The organism is uncultured Paraglaciecola sp., assembly GCF_943787955.1.
Lineage (GTDB): Bacteria > Pseudomonadota > Gammaproteobacteria > Enterobacterales > Alteromonadaceae > Paraglaciecola.
This window is the reverse complement of record NZ_CALSOK010000010.1, coordinates 658,464-679,092: the sequence shown is the minus strand read 5'-3', so window position 1 is coordinate 679,092 and position 20,629 is coordinate 658,464. Positions and strand designations below refer to the sequence as shown.

The window sequence follows — 20,629 nt, the reverse complement described above, 5'->3', positions numbered from 1 at the left end:
TAAATGTAGTGGGTAGTAGTAATGTATTCAGTAATAAAAAGTCATAAAACAGATAAAGACGATTTAAAACAAAGGTTAGATGCCTTTTGTATAAATAATGCCACATGGCGATACCACCAAATTCTTGCTGAAAGTGAAGAACTTGAGGGATTACTGAACGAAATATTGCACACTAAAAGTAATGAAGAAAGTGCGGTGTTATTGACTGAATTTTATATGTCTTTAGATACAAAGCTCAGAGATCGTAACAATATCGAATTAACGAAGTTGAGCCCTAGAGAGCGCGATGTATTTGACTTAATTATTAAAGGATTAAGCAATAAGGAAAGTGCTAAGTTACTGTCTTTATCACCACATACTGTATCAGATCATGTGAAAGCAATTTATAAAAAGTTAAACATCAATTCAAGATCAGAAGCGGTATTAAAATTTGCATTAGTGTATTAGTTCCTACTTAATCTAACAATCCTCCTGCAAAATAGAGCTCCGCTATGATAAAGGTGCCGGGTCTTTACATCAAAACCAAAAAGTCATTCTCATATTGCATACTAACAACCCAATCATTAAACACAAATCTGGATTAATCAACTTTAGCCCATAGCTTGAAAACGTGTGAAAAGCTGCAAAGCAATGGGTGACCAAGTTAAATACAGAGGACTTGTTGTGGTTGCATTAGCCGGACACAATAATCAAAAATAATATCCGACTATTGTCGTGTAATAATAACCAAGGGACTAACCAACCTGCGCTCTGAATAAGCCATACCGTCCAGCACCACTATTATCAGGCCTGCCTTAGTTGAACTTGTCCAAAACAGTCAGCATAAAATTGCGCTGAAGCTCACTGACTCGTTAGGAGTCGATAATTAGACCAACACTAACAATTGATGCTCACACTAATTCAGTTTATTTGACCTAAAGTCCAACATATCATATTGATTAAGAGACAGTAAAAATTCTGCGGAACAACACCCTAATGTGCTTGTCGCCATTTCAGTTAACTAACAGTAAACGCAACATTACAGGTGCGATTAATTAGTAACAAATTAGCAATTAATTTATTTTGCACTTCATTATCACCATCGGCTTGTAAATAAAAACTGCTCTGTGTATTTTTAGCAAAATAATGCGCTATTTGATACAAAAAGGACTCCACATTAGAGTCTGCTGAATGCAGCTGCTCGATGTCTATGGTTAAAATGGTTACTCTGTTACGTTCAAGATAAGTCATAAAACGTTTGGCGTTTTTGATATCTGTTAAATGAAACAATGTAGCATCAGCTTGCAATACCAGCTTATCCTCTTGCTCAATAAATTTATAACAAGCTTCTACTGTTAACGTACTCATTATTAATCCCCTTTGTGGTGAATAATAATAAAACTAATGTCCTGATTAAAGTCATCAAACCAAGACTGAGTCTCAATTGAGGCTAACACTTCATCAACACTATCACTTAAAATCCCACTGAAATTAATAATATCTTTGGCCTGCAAGTCATTTGCTTGCATTTTATGCAGCTGCGCTAAGGCATATTTAAAGCCCGTGCTAAATAAAAATAAGCGATCACTTCTTTTAAAGGCAATATCAGTATGTTCAATGCTGACATTCGCGCCCACACCCAATGGCACCATGGCTTTAAGGTCAACAAATTCGCAATTAGCAGAATTGAATTTAATCGGCGCTTCAATACAACCTGCTAAACTCAAGCCCTGCTCCGTCGTTTGAACCGACAACACTTTACAAAACAGTTTTAAATTAGTTGATTTTTTCTGCTCAAACAAATACTGATTTGTGGCCTTAAATCGCTCATCAACATTATGGCCTGCCGCCTTTAATAACGTTTGAACCTGCATCGCCATCATCGCGGTTTCTAAGCCATAACCTGACACATGGCCTAACACAATATCTACACTTTCATCAGTTTCACTCACTGTCCAAAAATCACCGCATACGGCTTGAGACGGTAAGTAATGAAAAACAACCTGCAGTGCTGCAATGTTAACGTTCTGATTTAAGTAGGGCAATGTACGCTCTCTTAAACCGATCAGGTCTGCCACCTCAGCGCCTAAATGGGCATTTTCTTGCTTCAAAATATTATTAAGCGACTCGACTTTTTCCTGAGCTTTGGATAGCTGAGCGGTTCTGGACTTTACAATACTATCTAAGTCTTTAGTGAAAACCTCTAAATCCTCACTGACTTTATTGAAGGTACGCGCCACCAAGCCAAATTCATCGTTGCTATTTATGTTTACACGGTGATTAAAATCTTGTTTCGATAGCTGTTCTGCGCCAATGCGCAACTTTGATAAGGGAATGGACACCCAGGCGGTAACAAACAGCGTTAACACTAAGCCCAGCGCCACTGATGCAACAAACATCAATAGACCATAATATTTTTGCTCTTCAACCCGCTGACTAAAAACATCCACAAGGTAATCAATGCCAAGAGCCGCAATAATTTCACCTTTATCGTTGCGAATAGGCACGGTGCCCGACATTACAGTACCAAATTTATCCTGAGTCCAGTCGTCAGTAATACCTATTTCACCTTTAAAGGCTTTTAAGGTAAAACTGTCACCCCGGTATAAATTACCTACGGGGTTTGGATCGACACTAGCGCTACCTTGATAATTAGAATCCGCTAAGAACATGAGGGTTTTTTCAGGTGTCAGCCCCGGCACCACCACCATTAAATACGCCCAGGCAATATCTGATGCATCCACATCCTCTTTATTGGCCTGAGGCAAAATGGAAAGCGACCCCAAGGTCTCTTTACTGCCAGCCTGAATGCGGCGTAACAACTGAATAATATATTGAAATTCCACCTGAGATTGCAGCTCAGCAGAGACTTCATTAGAGAATATTTCTTTGGTTTCACCAACAGGGGCTTTTTTAGCAAAGCCCCCTGCTACCTGTTGATAATCATCGGGTAAATTTTTATATACTTGCTCACGAAAAGACTCAATTAGATCTCGGTCTTCTTCGTTAAATATGTAAGCACTGGTGCGTGTCACATCCGCTATCATATCTTTCAGGTCATTTTTCATCATGTTCGAACTGTACCGATAAAAAAATAACAACATACTACCCACTAAAATGGTGATAGCGAGCTGCATAAACACCCCAAATTTTATACCGAAAGATATTTTCATTTTTCCAAACCTTCCCTATTTTTATTTTATTTTGTTTTGTTTTATTTTGTTTGTTCTTTACTCGTAGCGCTAAGACATTATCAAGAGTTTAACCTGGCTGGGCACTAAACTCATGCCAAACGCGCCAGGGCTGATACCATTTTGTCCAGTAGGCTTCAACATAGTGGTCGCCGGCATGCCACCTATGAATGTTTTAAAACTGCCCATTAAATGCTTGCTGGACCCATAACCCTGCCTGATAGGGGCTTAATTTGTTATGCCAATATCATTACTTTAATTTGTGATGGGCTCAAGGTCAGACCAAACGCACCTGGCATGATGCCGTTTTGGCCAGACAAACCTAACATTTTGTTGGCAGGTAAGCCGCCCATAAAAGTCTTTACACTTCCCAATAATTGTTTTTGCGGCCCCATAACCATTCCTGATAGTGGATTCATCATTAAGCCACTATTATCACCATTACTCATTGGGGTGATGGTCATCATATTATGATTGGGCATGGCCAATGTTAACACCTTCACTTGTGAGGGAATTGCCGTCACTGTCAGCGCAATATTCGGATAGGGAATAGGCACAGGAATAGGGCCCACAGGTGAAGGAATAGGGGTTAAACACACATCAGGCATTGCCATATTGATTGCCGGCATTTGAGTTGTTGCAAAAACCATAATATATCTCCTTTTAGCCCATGTGAATTCGTTCGCCATCAATTTTCATATCTTTTCGCGCAGTGATCACCGCATTTTTAGACCGAATAGAGGCTGTCTCTGCAACGTTTTGCACATAGTTTTTACTGTTTATTTGGTCAACACCTTCAACACTTTTGAAGCTGTTCTTAACTCGTTGGACAAAACGGTCCGCAACAAAGTTAAATGCTTCACTAACTGAATTAACTTCGCGCCATTGGCTTAGCACTTTTTCACCTGACACTGATAATTCAGTCGCTTTAATATTGGCTTTTACTGTTGTTACCGCCAATTCACTACTGACAATCTGGGTTTTATTTGCACTGGTTAGCAACAAGTTTTCATTAGTGACAAGATTAATATTACCCGCTTTGGCTTCTAAACCTACATTAGCTGGGAATTTAAGTGTCATATCTTGGCCATTTGGCCGCTCAATAATGGCCAAGATATGATTCTCTTTATTATTATTATTCAATAGCACTCTATCGCCCGGCTCCGGTAATACCAAACAGCTAAAAGCAACGGTAGCGTGAACCACCCCGCGATCTGATGAGACCATGAAATCACGACCAAAGCCTCCTTGTACAATTGCTACTTCGGTTACATTTATTGCACTAGTACTTATCGGTAACACATTTGTCATGGTTATTTCCTTTAGCATTTATTATTAAGAGTATTATTGAGGTGCTTGCCAATTTTCCGCTTTTTTCTTCATTTCATCTGTGCCTAGCGCAACTTTTCGATCAGCATTAAACCACTGAGTATCCTGTTCAACTATTTCATGTAAATTTGTGCGATATAACGTAGTGTTCGACAAGTTTGCTCTAATTAACTTAGCGTGGCTTAAATCAACATAAGTTAAATCAGCCCCATCAAATATAGCCCCTGTGCAATCTGTTTTCACCATTAACGCTTGTTCAGCTATTATTCCAGAGAAATTAACATCCGTTAAGTTTGCTTCTTGTAACAAAGTCTGCTGCATTTTAGCCTGGCTAAAGTCAGCATGACTCAAGTTCGCTTTTATAAAATTAGCTTGTTTTGCTTGAACGTTTCTAAAATTAGCATCACTTAAATCAGCCTCCATAAAACTTGCTTGGCTTAAATCCATACCCATAAAATTAGCACCGATCAATATAGTCTCTTGGAACTGTGGCTTTATTAAACCTACTTTGGTGAAATCATAACCTGTAAAGTCAGCTTTCATAAAAAAAGGCAGCTCTAAGTGCGCACCGGTAAATATAATGTCCTGAACTTGTGCCTCAATAAAATTAGCGCGAAACATAATGACGTTGGAAAAGTCAGCCTGCTCTAAATTAGCGTTAATAAAATTACACTGCGTTAATTTTGCACCAATAAATTTTGCTTGATGCATTAAGGGATTAATAAAACTGGTATTTTCTAAATTGGCATCGGATAAATCCGCCTGAGTAAAATTGGCATCAATAAAATTGGCCAGCCGTAAATCACTGCCCTTTATACTAATACCCTCGCCATTGGGCTCAATAAAGTTGGCTAAAATCAAGTTTGCGCCATCCAGTTTTGCCTTGGTAAAAGTACAATTAATAAAATTACATTCTTTTAATTTGGCACCACTCAGATTAGCACCCGAAAAATTGACCGACTCAAAGGTACCGCCGCCTAAATCAGCGCCTTGGTAATCCCCCCCCGACAAATCGACCTCGTTTATTAGCGGCTCGCCCCCTTTAACGGCTTTTATTAACGTATCTTTTAACATTTATGGCTGCCAATCTTTTAAAATGGTTTGATCAAGATTCGCGTCTTTATAACTATTATTGCCTAACGTACTATCCATAAAATTAACGCAGTATAAGTTGGCCTGATCAAACTTCACCCCCACTAAATAGGCTTTATATAACGAGCCTTCCATTAAATTCAGTTGGCGCATATCGGCATTTTCACACTGGGATTTCATAAATTGCGTCCGGTAAGCGTTGGCCCCCACAAACTGACTATTGACCAGCTCTGCGCCGCTAAAATCGGCTTCTGCTAATTGTGTACCGGAGAAATTACAGTGGTTTAACTGGTTTTCACGTAAACATGACTGACTTAAATTGGCTTGGCTAAAATTACTGTTATTTAATACACAGCCGCCCACAAAACGGCTATTGATCATTTGTGCCTGGTTAAAATCACTTTCACTGGCCTGCGCTTCAACAAAATTTGCACCATCAAGGGTCGCCTGGCTAAAATTGGTCTGCACTAACACCGGCTTTACCATATTAACTTGAGTTAAATCACTGCCGATAAACTCACAGTTGTTAAAGACAGGGTTAATAAAATTACATTGTTTAAGCACCGCACCATTAAAAACGGTCTGTTCAAAGGTGGTGTCTAAAAAGTTCATTTCGGGCATGTCACAGCGCAGCAGTTTGGTGCGGGTGGAAATTTGACCCACCGAGTTGTGCTTTGCTTAAGTTAGCTTCGCTAAAATCAGCATCGGTTAAATTAGCCGCGCCAATATTGGCTCCCTGACAATGGGCATTAAATAGCTTCGCATTGCTTAAATGCGCCCCTGCCAGTATGGCTTTTTCTAAGTTAGCATTGCTTAAATCACAATCACTAAAGTTCACCCCTTCAAGGTAACAGCCGCTTAAGTCAATGCCCACTAAGTTTTCACCGCTTCAAATCAATACAAGCATAATCGCCATCGATCAGCGTTTGCCCGGTGTGCCATTTTTGTAAAAAATCGGCTTTGATTTGCGCTTCTTGCTCAGGGTGCGGTGAGCGGCATGTCGGCATTAAGTGCGCGCCCATCGCATAGGTTTCTTTTAACTTAATTTCAGCCTCTGCTAATTGTTTTTCTATCTTTTCAATATCAATAGTCGATTTTCGGTAACTGCTCTTCTGGCACACCTTGCTCGCGTAATTCATTAAGTTGTGTTGTCAGCCTCTGCGACTTGCTTTTTGACCGCAACCAACTGCCCTTTTATATCAGTACGCGGCCACATAGGGGGCATGTCTATTTCATTCACTTTTTGCTCCATTTTACTAATTGCATCAGCAAATAGGTGGGCATCCGGCATGTTGTTTTAGTTTTTCGGCGTCCACTTTGATTTGCGCTTTGGCTTCGGCTGTTTTTTGCGCGGCGAGTTCGTCGGTGTAGGCTTTAATTTCATCCATTACTGATAAATCAATATTAAAAATATCGATATTTTCCGGATCGGTCACTATACCCGGTGCCATTTTTTCCATTAAGGCTTCAATTTTGACTTGCTCAGGGGCTTTTTCAGGATTGTTGATTTTGTCTAAATAGGGCGTTGGAATCCACTCCTGCCGCCTTACATTGCGCAATGATTTGTAGTTTGGCATCATCGACTTGTAACATCGCCTCGGCTTTTTTAGTATTAGCGAATTCATCTATATTCGCTTTACCGAGCATTTCAAGGGGGGAAATCGAAATCATCCTGCAATTGTTTAAAACCACAACGCATGCCCTCGGCAATTAACGGGGATGAAAATAACGCATATTTATAACCGTGATCGGGGTCTAACCTTTTAGTCAGCTGATCTTGATAATGCTGTAAATGACGAGGGGTATCGTTTCGGTTTTCACACGCTAATAATAGCGCTGTAATATCACAACCATCATCAGAATAAGCTTCAATAGTACCGCGATAGATCATCACCCCCATATTGGCATTTGGGAATAACCATAAGGTATCTAACTTAGTTTTTATTTCTTTAAACTCAGTTAGATAATCACCGGTGAGCTGCTGATTATCATCGCGTACTGGCACACTTTGATTCACAAAAGCGCGGCCGTAAATCGGCGGTAATGGCCCTTTAAGCTCCGCATGCTGTGCATGCATATTGCTAATAGAATACTGCTCGTCACCTTGAAAAAAACCATCAATCCACTGATCTTTACGCGGCATCGTTAAAATATAACCAGTTAATATCGTTAGCGAGACCCGGCATTTCATTATCAAGGTAAGCCTGGGTCGTAGGTGCCAGCAAGGGGTAAACGCTGCGGCCACATCATATCGACTCGGCCAAAACTGGCAGGCGGCACTTGTGTGTGACGATGAGGTTAACAATTGATTTTTATATTCTATATTAGGCAAAATACTGCTTTTCACCCGTGTCTGTCTGTACCGGTTGAAAGCCTTTGCCTTCGGGGTTTAATTGATAGTCTTCCCCGCCATAAGCATTTTGATAGCTTATGGTCATAGTCGTTATTGGCTCAGCCGAGCTGTTAGCAACCCCCGCGCCTAGTAGTTTAACCCAGTGGCGATCGCCATAAACCAGCAGCTCTTTATCCACTAAGTGTTGCCATTGACCACGCGAGTCTTGACGAGACACTTGTAAATGCACCGAGCCCACTTCTACCGCTTTATTATTAGACGCAATAAAATCACCCGCCACCAGCACTTCAGCACAGGCTTTGGGCATAGCAGCATCAAAAATATTGTTGCCAATTTGTTGGCCTACGCTTTCCCAGAGTTTTTGCTCAAGTAAGATTTCGCCGCTTGTTAAGGAAAAAGCGATAGGAATAGACACCGCAAAAATATCCTTCTCCAAATAAGAAAAAGATTTATGCAGTACAGCGAGTTGTAGGGGTTTGATTATGTTCATAACTAATTAAGCATTGTCAACATTTGATTACCTAATTTGAGAGCTCCATTACCAATAGCACAAGCTGTATTGCCAATTGATGTTCCTACATTTTTTATTCCTGTGGCCCCACTTTCTATCGCTGTCAATGCGCTATCGATACTTGCAACTTTAGTCCGTAAGTCCGCAATGCTATCTGCTTCCACCCTTGGGCCAATATTTAACTCAATCTTAGCTCCTACAGTGGTTTCCATCCACGCTCCAAGGTTCGTACTGTTTGAAAGGGAAAGGCTCATTTCATTTTGGAGTCCTAAGACAATCTCACTTGTTGCTGCCAAGCTTATCGCTGTTGTCGCCGCTAAATTAAACTCACTTTTACCGCCCATAAAAAATTCATCACTGCACCCATGCTGTAGGGAGTAACTATCACCTATGTGCTCTTCATGACTATTACCCGTATGATAATCATAACTATTCCCATAAACTTGGGTTTCAGAGTGCCCATCTACTACCTCGAGGGTATCGCCTTGGCGATAATCATATGCATCACCGAAAGATTTAGAAACCCAAGCCCCTTTACCTTCACTAGTGAAATTAATATTTTTCCCTTCAATTTTTGTCCAGGCAGGACCTCCCAAATCCGCTTTATCATTAGACGTTTTTAGACTTTCACGAGGATATTGCAGCTTTGTCGCATTTATATCCAGTATAGTTTCGACCAAATGGTTTTCTTCATAACCATTACCAAAGTTATAATCGCAAGTATCACCCCAAGAGTAATTATTACCCTTTTGATAATTTATTATATCAGCCCATTTTTTTTCAACTAAATTGTTATCTGGTTTATAATTATTAGCACCAAGAATTTCTGGCGGAGTAGTCCATTCACCTATGATGTTATTCCCATTATGTATTTCGGTATATCCATTACCAAATTCAAAAACCTTACCACCGCCGTAAATGTATTCGTTACCGGCTGTCCACAAGTATTTATCACCAACACGACGTTCAAATAAGTGTTTACCCTCCAACTCAGTGTCTTTATTGAAATTAGTTTTACCTACCCCTGCATCGTCCTTTTGGTGAAAAGCAAAAACGACTTGCTCATCAATAACATCATCAAAAGTTTTTCTGGCTGCGGTAGCTGTTCTGGTTGGTATTTTAACAATTTTACCTGACGCATTCTCATAGCTTGCACCCGAAGCGGCAACAAATATCTGTTGTCCACCTGTAATCTCTTTTCGCTCCATGCCTTTAGACGTCAAAACCCAGCCATCACCGGGATGATTGGGCGAGCCTAGATGCATATAGGTTTTATTATCCCCCGTCTGCAATTTAATACGGTTTTTACCTTCTTTGTCTTCCAACTCTATTTTATTACCCGATGCAGTCTTGATAATATTATTGGTTTGGTTTTCAGCGGTGACTATGCTTTGCTGCTCGCCACTGTCGTTGATGGTGCCGCTAATAAAAGGTCTGTCGGGGTCGCCGCCTATAAAACCCAATAATACCCGGGTGCCGTTACGCAAGGGGAAATGCATGCCTTCGCTAGTGCCGCCGTAAGGCTGCATCATCCGCACCCAATGAGAAGCCTTGCCGCCATTACGGTCTTTTCTATCAAAGGGCAATTTTACTTTATAACGACCTGATTCATCGAGCTCTGCATAACCAGAATTCCCTTCAGCATCGATAATCGCGTTGAGGGTGCCGTTTATTTCAGGGGCAACGGTCTGTCTTTTAGGGGCAAAGTCGTGTTCTATTGACAGCGCAGTAAAGCTATTGTTGTAATTGACTATGACACTATTTTGCAGGTGATGGGCTTGATACTCGTTTACATTAACCCCTTCGTGATGAATGCTGTCTAACAAATACGTTAGTTGGTTAAATTTGTCACGGGCATGTCCGACTAGTTTAAAGGTGTGCCCCATGGCCATGGTTGCTACGTCACCTTCACCAATATAGTTTTTTTTGCCGGCTTAAATAGGCATTGGCGTGTATCTCGGCTAACTGCTGCCCTTCTTCAGGGGAAGTAATATTTAAGCCATACAGGTTAATTTCTCCCACGCCCTGATTATTTATAATATGGGTTCCTCTTATATCTAGGGACGGAGTTTCATCATTAAAATCACGCAAAGTGACTTTTTTAGGCAGGGTTTGCCGTTTACAAATAATACTGTTTATGGTGTTGGCTTGGCTTACCACATTCAGCCCACTGCTGGGTTGAAACACCACCTGACGGGTGTCTTTGGCCTGGCTGATATTGGGTAGAGCTTGATTGTTATCACAAAACACCAGCACTTCACCGCTATCACTTTGTTCAAAGTAATAATAAATACCCTCACGCTCGATAATACGCTGCAGGTAAGCTAAATGGGTTTCGTTGTACTGCAATCTAAAAGGCCACTTGCGGTAAGTGCGGGCAAGTTCAAAGCGAAAATCTTGCCCTTGAATAAAGTCAGCCTCTTCGAGTATGACCGTTAACGTGTCTTGTATGCTTTCGTTTAAATATACTTCGTTGGTTTCAAATAAACCCAGTTGCCATATTCTTGGCACCACATTCGCACGGTATAAGGTGCTGTCTGGCAGGTAGTTGATGTCTTCAAACTCATTGATCAAACCATGGATAATGCGAATAGGTTTAGCTTGGTCTCCATAATAAATCTCAATGCTACAGGGCTGATTTAATATGCTGTCTTCATCAAGATTGATGTTGCTTGATTTAAGCTCTATTTCAAAATTAAATAAGTGTGAAATAGTTTCCTGACCAGAAAATTTTAATAGCGTCAAACTGTCGTTTTTTACACCATTTTTCTGGTAAGTAAATCTAAAATGAAATTGGCTCACTAACTTATTCCTTTGATGAAATATTAGGGGGAGTTCATATTCATCGAACTTATGTGTATTCACTAACTTATCGAGACACTTGTAAATGCACCGAGCCTGCACCTACCTCTTTATTGTTAGGTGCAATAAAATCACTGGCCACCAACACTTTAGCACAGGCTTTGGGCATAGCGGCATCAAAGATATTGTTGCCAATTTGTTGACCTACGCTTTCCCAGAGTTTTTGCTCAAGTAAAATTTCGCCGTCCGTTAATGAAAAAGCGATAGGAATGGACACAGCAAAAATATTCCGCTCTAAATAAGAAAAGAATTTATGCAAAACACCAAGGTGTAAGGGATTAATTATTTGCATTATAAAAACATTTTCATACCACCAGATTCAATGCTCATTAAACAAGATTCAATGGCTACCGCATGAGTGCTGATATCATTAGTAATTGTATTTATATCGTTCATTATCATACTTATATCACTTAAAGCTGTTTTTAACTTAGCCGCAGCCACGGCCTCAGTTTTAACAACCCTAGCATTTAGTTCAACAGCGCCATCCAAGGTAAATTTCCCACCCAAACTTATATCTGTCCACAACCCCATATTCACATTATTAGAAATAGCCAAGCTTATATCATTTTTTGCACCTAAGAATAATGAACTGGCACCTCCCAATTGCATTTCTGAACTACCAGCAATCATCATTTCATCTTTCCATCCATAATAACGATCGACAGAATAATTACCGCCTCCAGGTTTACCAAAAACACTTTCAGAATTTCCCTGTACTTCTTCATAAGAATTACCCGTGTGCTCATCATGAGAATTTCCCGTATGATAGCCGTAAGAATTACCCGTATGATAGTCATAGGTATCGCCCCACATTTGAGACTCTGATTCTGCTACCACTGTAATATCAATTGATTTTTCGCATTGTGTATAATCGTATGATGCAGCATAACTCTTCTCTACAGCCTCAATACCATCTATCTTTATAATCTCAACCTTATTACCGCTTATTTTTGTCCATTGTGGCCCAGCCACATCCACGGCATCACGTCCTATAGGGGCAGGATCCTTTTTATTAATCGTACAACTTTGGTTGCCATGATTTTCCACATAAGAATTCCCCAAGTTATAATTCCAATAGCCACCAAAATCAAAAATATTACCCTTCTGAATATTAAAGGTATTGTGTCTGGCTACTCTGAAATTACATTTATTATCTAACAGGTCGTTGGCTTGTGCGTCTGTTAATGTTTCTGCTTCACAATTGGTTTCAGCTCTCCAATAACCCTGCTCCCAATCAGGCTTTGGACCAGTACCATCTTCCTTTTGAAGATCTGTATTGCTTGCGAAACTTTGGTAACCTTTAAGGGTACTGGTCAACAAAGTGACAAGAGAGCCGTATAATACGTCTGCACCCTGAAGTTGACGATTTATTGTTTGATTGGCTGTAATGCTAGCCGGGGTCCTTACATAACTGTTGTCTAAAATTACATCATCTTGACATATGATAATTTCTCTGTCCGCACCGAACTGAAAGCGTTTATCCCCCGGCGAATTAAATTCATATTCATTTCCCTGCTCAAAAGTATATTTATCACCTAGCGTTCTTTCAATCAGGTAGTAGCCCGATAACTCAACGGCTCTATTCATCATGGGCCGTGGCTCAACGGTGATCCCATCCGCCAAGGTAGTATTTTTATAATGGGTGATATCGTTGATACCAGTACCATTCTTAGCAGTAAATGTATCCTGAGTAGCATCTGCCCCGTTACCCGTGCTGCTTTTTATTGGAAATTTAAAATAGAGTTGTTCATCAAACAGATCGTTAGTTTCTGCAGAGTCAGTAAGGCTCATGGAGCCCGCAGCGGATTGAACTCCAGCGGTGGTGTCATCAGCATCGTTTAAATGATCGAGTTTTTCTTTAGTCACTCGTGTAATTTGTTTACCGCCCGTGACTTCTTTACGTTCTATTCCACTGGACATAACGACAAAGCCATCACCGGGATGATTGGGCGAGCCTAAATGCATATAGGTTTGATTATCACCCGTCTGCAGTTTAATGCGGTTTTTACCCTCTTTATCTTCCAGCTCTATTTTATTGCCCGAGGCGGTTTTGATAAGATTGTTGCTTTGATTTTCAGCGGTCACAATACTTTGCTGCTCGCCACTATCATTAATAGTGCCACTGATAAAGGGTCTGTCGGGGTCACCACCTATAAAACCTAATAATACCCGTGTGCCGTTACGCAGCGGAAAATGCATGCCTTCATTAGCCCCGCCGTAAGGCTGCATCATGCGCACCCAATGGGATGCTTTACCGCCATCACGGTCTTTTCTATCAAAGGGCAGTTTGACTTTATAACGACCGGATTCATCCAGCTCTGCATAACTCGAGTCTGCCGCTTCAGCATCGACAACCGCATTGAGGGTGCCGTTAATTTCAGGGGCAAGCGTTTGCCTTTTAGGGGCAAATTCGTGCTCGGTTGACAGGGCGGTTAAGGTATTACTGTAATTGACTATGGCATTATCTTGCAGTTGTTGCTCCTTGTATTCATTTACATTAGTTCCTTCGTGGTGAATGCTCTCTAACAAGTAGGTTAGTTGGTTAAAGTTGTCTCGTGGATGGTCGGATAAGGTAAAAGTATGCCCCATGGTCATGGTTGCCACATCACCCTGACAAATGTAGGATTTTTGCCGGCTTAAATAGGCATTGGCGTGTATTTCGGCTAACTGCTGCCCTTCTTCAGGGGAAGTGATATTTAAGCCATACAGATTAATTTCGCCCATGCCGGTGCTATTTATCACATGGGTGCCACGTATATCCAGCGAGGGGGTTTCATCATTAAAGTCACGTAGGGTGACTTTTTTAGGCAGGGTTTGCCGTTTACAAATAATACTGTTTATGGTGTTGGCTTGGCTTACCACATTCAGCCCACTGCTGGGTTGAAAAACCACCCGTGTGGTACTTTGTGCCTGACTTATGCTAGGCAAGGCTTGATTGTTATCACAAAACACCAGCACTTCACCGCTATCACTTTGTTCAAAGTAATAATAAATACCCTCACGCTCGATAATACGCTGCAGGTAAGCTAAATGGGTTTCGTTGTACTGCAATCTAAAAGGCCACTTGCGGTAAGTGCGGGCAAGTTCAAAGCGAAAATCTTGCCCTTGAATAAAGTCAGCCTCTTCGAGTATGACCGTTAACGTGTCTTGTATGCTTTCGTTTAAATACACTTCGTTGGTTTCAAACAAACCCAGCTGCCATATTCTAGGCACCATATTCGCCCGATATAAGGTACTGTCGGGCAGGTAGTTGATGTCTTCAAACTCATTGATCAAACCATGGATAATGCGGATAGGTTTAGCTTGGTCTCCATAATAAATCTCAATGCTACAGGCTTGATTTAATATGTTATCGCCATCGAGGTTGATGTCGCTTGATTTAAGCTCTAGTTCAAAATTAAATAGACTGGAGATGGTTTCTTGCCCTGAAAATTTTAATAGGGTCAAACTGTCGTTTTTCACCCCACTTTCTTGGTAAATAAATTTAAAGTGAAATTGGCTCATTAAAGATGTCCTTTAAAATAGCTTTGCTGAAGAATGAAAGCGGGATATTGCTTATAAAAGTTTTATTGGCGCATGTAAATGGGGGATTTGTTCGCCTCTAGCCAGCCATGCGTTGCGTCCCAGAGCGAATGCGTCATCCGGCACTAAACGCAAGTTAAAGTCAGGCTCCGCCACTATGCCTACATGTAATTGCACTATGTATTGAAAGTCATATTCATTTTGGATATCGCTTGAGGCATCCATAGAAAAGAGTTTATCTACGTTACCTTGTAACTCTTCGCCACCCTGAGTTAATCGCTCAAATGTCTGTACGGTTTCTTTATAATCTGCCGGTAAACGGGCATAAATCTGATCACGAAAATTTCCGATTAAGAGTCGGTCTTCCTCGTCTAAGATAAAGGCACTGGTGCGGGCCACATCTCCTATTCGGTCTTTGAGGTCAGTTTTCATCGTATCCATGCTCTCTTGGTGAAAAAACACCAAAATGCTGCCGACTAAGGCCATAATAGCAATGAGCATCAAAGCCCCAAATTTTATACCGAAAGATATTTTCATTTATCCAAACCTTCCCTATTTTTATTTTATTTATTCTTTACTCGTAGCGCTAAGACATTATCAAGAGTTTAACCTGGCTAGGCACCATACTCATACCAAATGCGCCAGGGCTCATACCATTTTGTCCAGTAGGCTTCAACATAGTGGTCGCCGGCATGCCACCGATGAGTGTTTTAAAACTGCCAATTAAATTTTTACTGGGCCCCATTACCATGCCTGACAAAGGATTCATCATAGTACCGATATTATCACCATTACTCATCGGAGTAATGGTCATTAAATTATGATTTGGCATACAAACAGTCAACACTTTAAATTGACTAGGGATAGCCGTCATCGGCATAGCCATATTAGGATACGGAATAGGCATAGGCACAGGCCCTGCTGGGGTCGGTATCGGTGTTAAACAAACATCAGGCATGGCAAAATCAAGCCCCATCATATGTGTTTTAGCAAACATATCCTCTACCCCATATGAATTCGTTCAGCATCCACCTTAACGTCGCTTTTTGCAGTAATAACCTGATTATTAGCGCGTGAATTTAACGTACCTTTAATATTGTGAACCCAATTACCAATATTGAGGGTTTCTATTGTTTCGACCCAGCGGATCACTTGATCAGCTTTTTGATACACCCGTTCAAACATACCATGTACTTCTTTTATATGGGCTTGGGCTTGGTCACTTTTTACGTCTAGCTTTTGACTGTTGGTCGATAGCGTCTCAGTGGTAATAGTATGACGCTTTGACAGGGCACTGACTTCTGGTGATAGATGAGAGATAGACTCTAAAGAAGTAATTTGCATCGCTTTTTTACTCGTCATTGACAAACAGCCCTCACTTTCAAAGGTAACGTCACCTTTTAGAGAAAGCTTACTGCGCTGGGAGGCTTTTTCTAAAATAGCTAAAATATAAACGTCTCCGTCAATCATGTTAATTAATACTTTATCATCCACTTCAGGCACTAATAAGCAACTTGCCGACTGCTTTGCTGGTAACACGCCCTTATCAGACTGCACAATAAATAACTGCGCTAATTCTTTTTTGACCACACCAGAAAGCAGTGAAGCCACGGGCGAATGCATTGAAACAACATTGTTTTGTACATAACTTTGTGCATTATTTTGCATGGTATTTGCCCTACTTAAATTCGATTAAAAATAATGGATGACTTATTACTGACTCTTATCACTTACTATTGACTAAAATTCTCTGCTTTTTCTTTATTTTTATCCGTGCCTAACGCTAAGGTTTTATCACTACCAAACCAGTTAGTGCCTTGATCTGTTATACAATGTAAATTGGTCCTGAATAATGTGGCATTGCTGATTAATGCATCGGTTAAATTAGCATTTGAAAAATCAACGTAGGTTAAATCGCAACCGTCAAAACTGCTTTCAGAGACATCCGCATTGGTAAATTGCGCTTGTACTAACTTAGACTTAGCAAAATTGCTTTGTTTTACTATTGCTTCATTAAATAATGCTTGCTCAAGTTCGCAATCTCTAAAATCACTATTGCTAATGTTTGCCTTAATAAACATCACATTATTCGCAATGGCTCCCCTAAAGTTAGTGCTATTTAATTTTGCTTCCATGAAACCACATTGCGTTAAGTTACACTCCTGAAAGTTAGCATTTTTTAAACTGCTTTCTCTAAATTGGCAAATTTTAATGATGACTTTTCTGAAGTCAAAATCATCAAAGTTGGCATTTTGAAAAAACACCAACTCAAGCTCTGCCTCATCTAAGTTAGCCTCATTAAATTCACAGTCAATATAGTTGGTACGGTAATGTACAGTTTTATGCCATTGACTTTGATTCAATTGACACGTAATAAAGTTCGCTTCAAAAAAGTGACTGTGGTTAAAGCTGACCCTATCTAAATTAGTCTCAACGACATTCAATTGCTTACATTGCCAATACTCAAATTTCGCCTGCGAAAAATCACTTTGAATAATATTCACCCCTTCACCAACGGGTGCTTGAAAATTGGCTTTAAGGGCTGAACACTTAACAAAATTACAACTGGCTAATTGTGCTTGAGTAAAATTTACCTTATCAAAAATACATTCAACAAAATTAGCTTGTTGTAAATTAGCCTGACTAAAGTCACAACCCGTAAAGTCTACCTTGGCAAAAGCCCCGCCAGAAAGATCGATGCCTTGATAGTTTTGACCCGACAAATCATGGTCACTCACCGCTGGCGGCTCGTCGGATAATCCTTTAATACGATTTTGTAGTGCTTGTAACGATAATTTAGTTTTATTGAGTGGACTTGGCTGTTGATCGGTCATTTAACTTGGTCTCCAATCTTTTAACAGGGTGTTATCTAAAATCGCACCATAAAAAGAAGTACCACCTAACGTCGCGATGAAAAAGCTGGCGCTATATAAATTAGCATCTGAGAAATTACAGTGGCGAATATCAGCCTGCATAAAACTGGCTTCCATCAAGTCAGCCCCTTTTAACGTACTGCCCGATAAACGTGTATCTAAAAAATGACACTGTTTGGCGATTGCCTTATTGAAATTACTGTTAGTGACGACTGAATCGCCAAAGTCGCATCGATACATTATGGCATGTGAAAAATCTGCATTTTGTAATTGGCAATCTCTTAAGTTTGTTTCAGTGATTTCAGCATGGTTAAAACGACTGCCTTTTAAATCGCAACCGCCGACAAAACGGGTGTTATTCATAATGACTTGTTCAAAGTTATTATTGCTCATCTTCGCCATCACAAAGTTAACCTTAGACAGATCACTACCGGTAAAACTCGCATCGTTAAAGAGTGGCTTTATGAAATTACTTTCAGAGAGATCACATTGATTAAACTGACAACCGGTTAATTTCAGCTCAATAAAGTTTAATTTTACTAGCTTACAACGGGTAAATTTACAATCTTTAAACTGAGTTTCAAGCAGCATATCCATACGCTCACCAAACTCGCAATCAATAAACTCGCAGTTGCGGAGGGTCGATTTTGCTAAGGTGATTTCATCAAGATTAAGACCAATAAATTTACAATTATCAAGTTTGTGCTGCGCCTAAGTTAGCCCCCTTTATTTTGCAATGATCAAAGGTGACGTTAGTTAACTTAGCGTGGGCAAAGTTAATGGCGGTTAAATTTGATTGATTAAATTGAACCTGACTTAATTGGCTATATTCAAAAAAGCCATTTTCTAGATTAATAGCGGAAAATTGCTGTTGTGATAACGCGCAAAACGCGAAATCTTTTTTGCTGATGGCTTTTCCCGCAAGGTAAGCCGCTAAGAGTGCCGCCACTAATTCAGGCTCTTGACCTTTATGGGGGAGAGCTGGACTCTGCTATAAAGTGCGCCCCTTGTAAATAACTGTCATTAATAAAGTCATTAGCCTCCTGCATTTGCGCAGACAGCTCTTTGTTATCTAACAGCTGCTCCAGCTCATTCATTTGTTGCTGCTGCTCCTCGTTTAACTCAATGTTATGCTCCGCCATCATTTTTTTCTGCTCGCTCAACTGTTCAGCGGCTTGTGCAAGCTGAGCACTTAGCTGAGTATCTTGCTCAATAGTATCAGGACGGGTTAATACCGGAATAGCATCCATACTTGCTAACATCTCTTCAAGCTGTTTTATTGATGGGTTCAGCTGCTCTGCCATTTCAGGCTGCTGGGCGGCTTGTTGCTTTAATTCTGAGAGCTGCTGCTCTACCTGCAATAACGCTGTTTTTTTTTGTTTTTCGGCCATCGCCTCCATATGCGCCTGCACTTCATCCATGGCTTTGAGGTTTAGCTTAGTCAAGTCAAGATCATCGAGTTTCGGTGCCTCTTTCATCGCGCTTATACCCGGTAATATTTTATCGGTTAAGGCCTGCAGTTTTTTGGCATCTTCGGGCAATTCAATATCCTGAGGCGGATTTTTTATTTTATCGACTAACTCATCCGCTTGTTTGTCCATGCCATTGGCTCTTAATTGAGCCACTTGTTTGTCGATAGCCTCATCCATTTCCTGCTCGGCCTGCTGCTTTTTGCCCTCGGCAAAGGCGCTCATATTGTCGCCCATTGCCTGTTCATATTCAGTATCACTTAATAATTGCTTAAAACCACAGGTAACGCCTTCGGGGATAAGGGGGGCTGAATACATCATATATTTAAACCCTTCTTCAGGATCAGAGCGCAATTGCATCTGTTCCTGATAAAAAGCGCTGGGTTTAGCCGATTCAGCTAAACCTTGATGCGCCACTAACAGCTTTTTAATATCTTTTGCTTGAGGATGATTGATCTCGATCGTGCCGCGGTGCACAACAATGCCGATATTTTCGTTAGGGAAAAAATATACTGTGTCTAAATTAAGGGGCACTTCTTTAAACATCACCAATTTATCATCACGTTTCTCATCTTCTGGGTATTGCTCTAACTCAGCTTGTTCAAGTGTATTTAACGGAATTTCTTGTTCAATGAAACAACGACCAATCACGCTAGGTAAATTACCTTTAATTTCAGTCATGGTTTCATGCATATTGGTAATGCTAAAAGCTTCATCGCCCTTTAGGTAGCGGTCAAAGCGCTGATCCGCTGGCGCAGTATAAAAATAATCCCAGTGAATATCAGGGGCTAAGCCCGGCATATGGTTTTGCAGGTAATTGTCATCAAAGGTGCCATACAAGTTTTTTCGTTGTGACCACTCACTGTTAATAGCAGCAAAACCCTGAGGGGTATAGGCGCTTTTATCCTCAGGAATTTTTTTCGAAAGGACCGGAAAATCAGGGTGTTCAATATTCGGTAAAAAACTTAAAACTTCATCGGAATCATTATCAATCAAGCCTTTTCCGGTTTTATTATAGAGGTGCGCTTGTCCGCCATAAGCATGATCAGAACTCATCGGCATTTGCGTAAAAGGCTCTGCCGCAGAGGTATGTAATAAAAGTCCTGTGCCCTGCCAGTAGCGCTCACCATACACATTTAAGGTTTTTGTAATATTTGCCAAACTAACTGACACATCCACTCTGGGAGCGGGCAGCTGCTGAGGCGCAAAGGCATCGGCAAACACCAAAAATTCACAGGCGTCTTTATTGATCGCCTCATCAAACAGATTATTTTCACCCAGATTAGCGGCGATAATGGGCCATAATGTCTGCTCCAGGACAGCCTCACCCGAATCGAGATAGAAGCCCCATAAAGTAGATGCTACAAAAAATTGCTTTTGTTGATACTTAAAAATATTGGTTAATAATGAAGCCTGTTGGCTTTTTATAATATTCAAATACTTTC

General features: G+C 40.6%; 25 protein-coding genes. 1 reads left to right on the top strand and 24 read right to left on the bottom strand.

The genetic code is table 11. The features are described from left to right. Positions 1-21 precede the first annotated feature (21 nt). Positions 22-447, top strand: coding sequence for a helix-turn-helix transcriptional regulator (locus Q0Y52_RS10780; RefSeq protein ID WP_297821406.1), 426 nt, complete (start codon positions 22-24; stop codon positions 445-447). A 549-nt stretch (positions 448-996) separates the two neighbouring features. Here the strand turns inward: Q0Y52_RS10780 and Q0Y52_RS10775 are convergent. From Q0Y52_RS10775 to Q0Y52_RS10665, 24 genes are all read right to left on the bottom strand, one after another. Further along, positions 997-1,347, bottom strand: coding sequence for a hypothetical protein (locus tag Q0Y52_RS10775; RefSeq protein WP_297821404.1), 351 nt, complete (start codon positions 1,345-1,347; stop codon positions 997-999). A gap of 2 nt (positions 1,348-1,349) precedes the next feature. Then, positions 1,350-3,152 carry a SpoIIE family protein phosphatase gene (locus Q0Y52_RS10770; protein ID WP_297821402.1) on the bottom strand — a complete coding sequence of 601 codons (1,803 nt, stop codon included), beginning with the start codon at positions 3,150-3,152 and terminating at the stop codon, positions 1,350-1,352. Between the two features lie 254 nt (positions 3,153-3,406). Further along, entirely contained in the window at positions 3,407-3,820 is a 414-nt protein-coding gene (locus tag Q0Y52_RS10765) for a DUF4150 domain-containing protein (protein WP_297821400.1), read from the bottom strand. Between the two features lie 13 nt (positions 3,821-3,833). Beyond that, positions 3,834-4,481 (bottom strand): DUF3540 domain-containing protein, encoded by a 648-nt coding sequence (locus Q0Y52_RS10760; RefSeq protein ID WP_297821398.1) that lies wholly within the window; start codon positions 4,479-4,481, stop codon positions 3,834-3,836. 33 nt (positions 4,482-4,514) lie between these two features. After that, a complete protein-coding gene (locus Q0Y52_RS10755) occupies positions 4,515-5,573 on the bottom strand; it encodes a pentapeptide repeat-containing protein (RefSeq protein WP_297821396.1) in 1,059 nt (352 codons plus the stop codon). Beyond that, entirely contained in the window at positions 5,574-6,254 is a 681-nt protein-coding gene (locus Q0Y52_RS10750; RefSeq protein WP_297821394.1) for a pentapeptide repeat-containing protein, read from the bottom strand. It abuts the gene before it with no gap. Continuing rightward, positions 6,214-6,465, bottom strand: a complete 252-nt coding sequence (locus Q0Y52_RS10745; RefSeq protein WP_297821392.1) for a pentapeptide repeat-containing protein — start codon at positions 6,463-6,465, stop codon at positions 6,214-6,216. The genes Q0Y52_RS10750 and Q0Y52_RS10745 overlap by 41 nt, the downstream gene beginning before the upstream one ends. 7 nt (positions 6,466-6,472) lie before the next feature. Further along, on the bottom strand, positions 6,473-6,730 hold the full coding sequence (locus Q0Y52_RS10740) for a hypothetical protein (RefSeq protein WP_297821389.1): 258 nt from the start codon (positions 6,728-6,730) through the stop codon (positions 6,473-6,475). Continuing rightward, the gene (locus Q0Y52_RS10735) at positions 6,730-6,882 is read right to left on the bottom strand and encodes a hypothetical protein (protein WP_297821387.1); all 153 of its coding nucleotides are present in this window, start codon (positions 6,880-6,882) and stop codon (positions 6,730-6,732) included. The genes Q0Y52_RS10740 and Q0Y52_RS10735 overlap by 1 nt, the downstream gene beginning before the upstream one ends. Further along, positions 6,857-7,171, bottom strand: coding sequence for a hypothetical protein (locus tag Q0Y52_RS10730; protein WP_297821385.1), 315 nt, complete (start codon positions 7,169-7,171; stop codon positions 6,857-6,859). The genes Q0Y52_RS10735 and Q0Y52_RS10730 overlap by 26 nt, the downstream gene beginning before the upstream one ends. Positions 7,172-7,239: 68 nt before the next feature. Further along, a complete protein-coding gene (locus Q0Y52_RS10725) occupies positions 7,240-7,734 on the bottom strand; it encodes a DUF2169 domain-containing protein (protein WP_366939279.1) in 495 nt (164 codons plus the stop codon). A gap of 50 nt (positions 7,735-7,784) precedes the next feature. Then, positions 7,785-7,871, bottom strand: a complete 87-nt coding sequence (locus Q0Y52_RS19530; RefSeq protein WP_366939285.1) for a hypothetical protein — start codon at positions 7,869-7,871, stop codon at positions 7,785-7,787. Between the two features lie 44 nt (positions 7,872-7,915). Further along, the gene (locus tag Q0Y52_RS10720) at positions 7,916-8,434 is read right to left on the bottom strand and encodes a DUF2169 domain-containing protein (RefSeq protein ID WP_297821381.1); all 519 of its coding nucleotides are present in this window, start codon (positions 8,432-8,434) and stop codon (positions 7,916-7,918) included. Between the two features lie 2 nt (positions 8,435-8,436). After that, positions 8,437-10,347: a type VI secretion system tip protein VgrG gene (gene vgrG / locus Q0Y52_RS10715; RefSeq protein ID WP_297821379.1), complete on the bottom strand. Its 1,911-nt coding sequence runs from the start codon at positions 10,345-10,347 to the stop codon at positions 8,437-8,439. A 16-nt stretch (positions 10,348-10,363) separates the two neighbouring features. After that, positions 10,364-11,257 carry a type VI secretion system Vgr family protein gene (locus Q0Y52_RS10710; protein WP_297821377.1) on the bottom strand — a complete coding sequence of 298 codons (894 nt, stop codon included), beginning with the start codon at positions 11,255-11,257 and terminating at the stop codon, positions 10,364-10,366. A gap of 67 nt (positions 11,258-11,324) precedes the next feature. Next, the gene (locus Q0Y52_RS10705; protein ID WP_297821375.1) at positions 11,325-11,609 is read right to left on the bottom strand and encodes a hypothetical protein; all 285 of its coding nucleotides are present in this window, start codon (positions 11,607-11,609) and stop codon (positions 11,325-11,327) included. After that, positions 11,609-14,824 carry a type VI secretion system Vgr family protein gene (gene tssI / locus Q0Y52_RS10700; protein WP_297821373.1) on the bottom strand — a complete coding sequence of 1,072 codons (3,216 nt, stop codon included), beginning with the start codon at positions 14,822-14,824 and terminating at the stop codon, positions 11,609-11,611. Before tssI ends, Q0Y52_RS10705 begins: the two co-directional genes overlap by 1 nt. A gap of 51 nt (positions 14,825-14,875) precedes the next feature. After that, on the bottom strand, positions 14,876-15,379 hold the full coding sequence (locus Q0Y52_RS10695; protein ID WP_297821371.1) for a hypothetical protein: 504 nt from the start codon (positions 15,377-15,379) through the stop codon (positions 14,876-14,878). Positions 15,380-15,428: 49 nt separating this feature from the next. Then, entirely contained in the window at positions 15,429-15,839 is a 411-nt protein-coding gene (locus Q0Y52_RS10690; RefSeq protein ID WP_297821369.1) for a DUF4150 domain-containing protein, read from the bottom strand. A 5-nt stretch (positions 15,840-15,844) separates the two neighbouring features. Next, on the bottom strand, positions 15,845-16,510 hold the full coding sequence (locus Q0Y52_RS10685) for a DUF3540 domain-containing protein (protein ID WP_297821367.1): 666 nt from the start codon (positions 16,508-16,510) through the stop codon (positions 15,845-15,847). Between the two features lie 65 nt (positions 16,511-16,575). Then, the gene (locus Q0Y52_RS10680; RefSeq protein ID WP_297821365.1) at positions 16,576-17,676 is read right to left on the bottom strand and encodes a pentapeptide repeat-containing protein; all 1,101 of its coding nucleotides are present in this window, start codon (positions 17,674-17,676) and stop codon (positions 16,576-16,578) included. Next, positions 17,677-18,312 (bottom strand): pentapeptide repeat-containing protein, encoded by a 636-nt coding sequence (locus Q0Y52_RS10675; RefSeq protein WP_366939278.1) that lies wholly within the window; start codon positions 18,310-18,312, stop codon positions 17,677-17,679. Between the two features lie 97 nt (positions 18,313-18,409). Further along, entirely contained in the window at positions 18,410-18,664 is a 255-nt protein-coding gene (locus tag Q0Y52_RS10670) for a pentapeptide repeat-containing protein (RefSeq protein ID WP_297821363.1), read from the bottom strand. A 19-nt stretch (positions 18,665-18,683) separates the two neighbouring features. After that, the gene (locus tag Q0Y52_RS10665; RefSeq protein WP_297821361.1) at positions 18,684-20,621 is read right to left on the bottom strand and encodes a DUF2169 domain-containing protein; all 1,938 of its coding nucleotides are present in this window, start codon (positions 20,619-20,621) and stop codon (positions 18,684-18,686) included. Between the last annotated feature and the right edge of the window lie 8 nt (positions 20,622-20,629).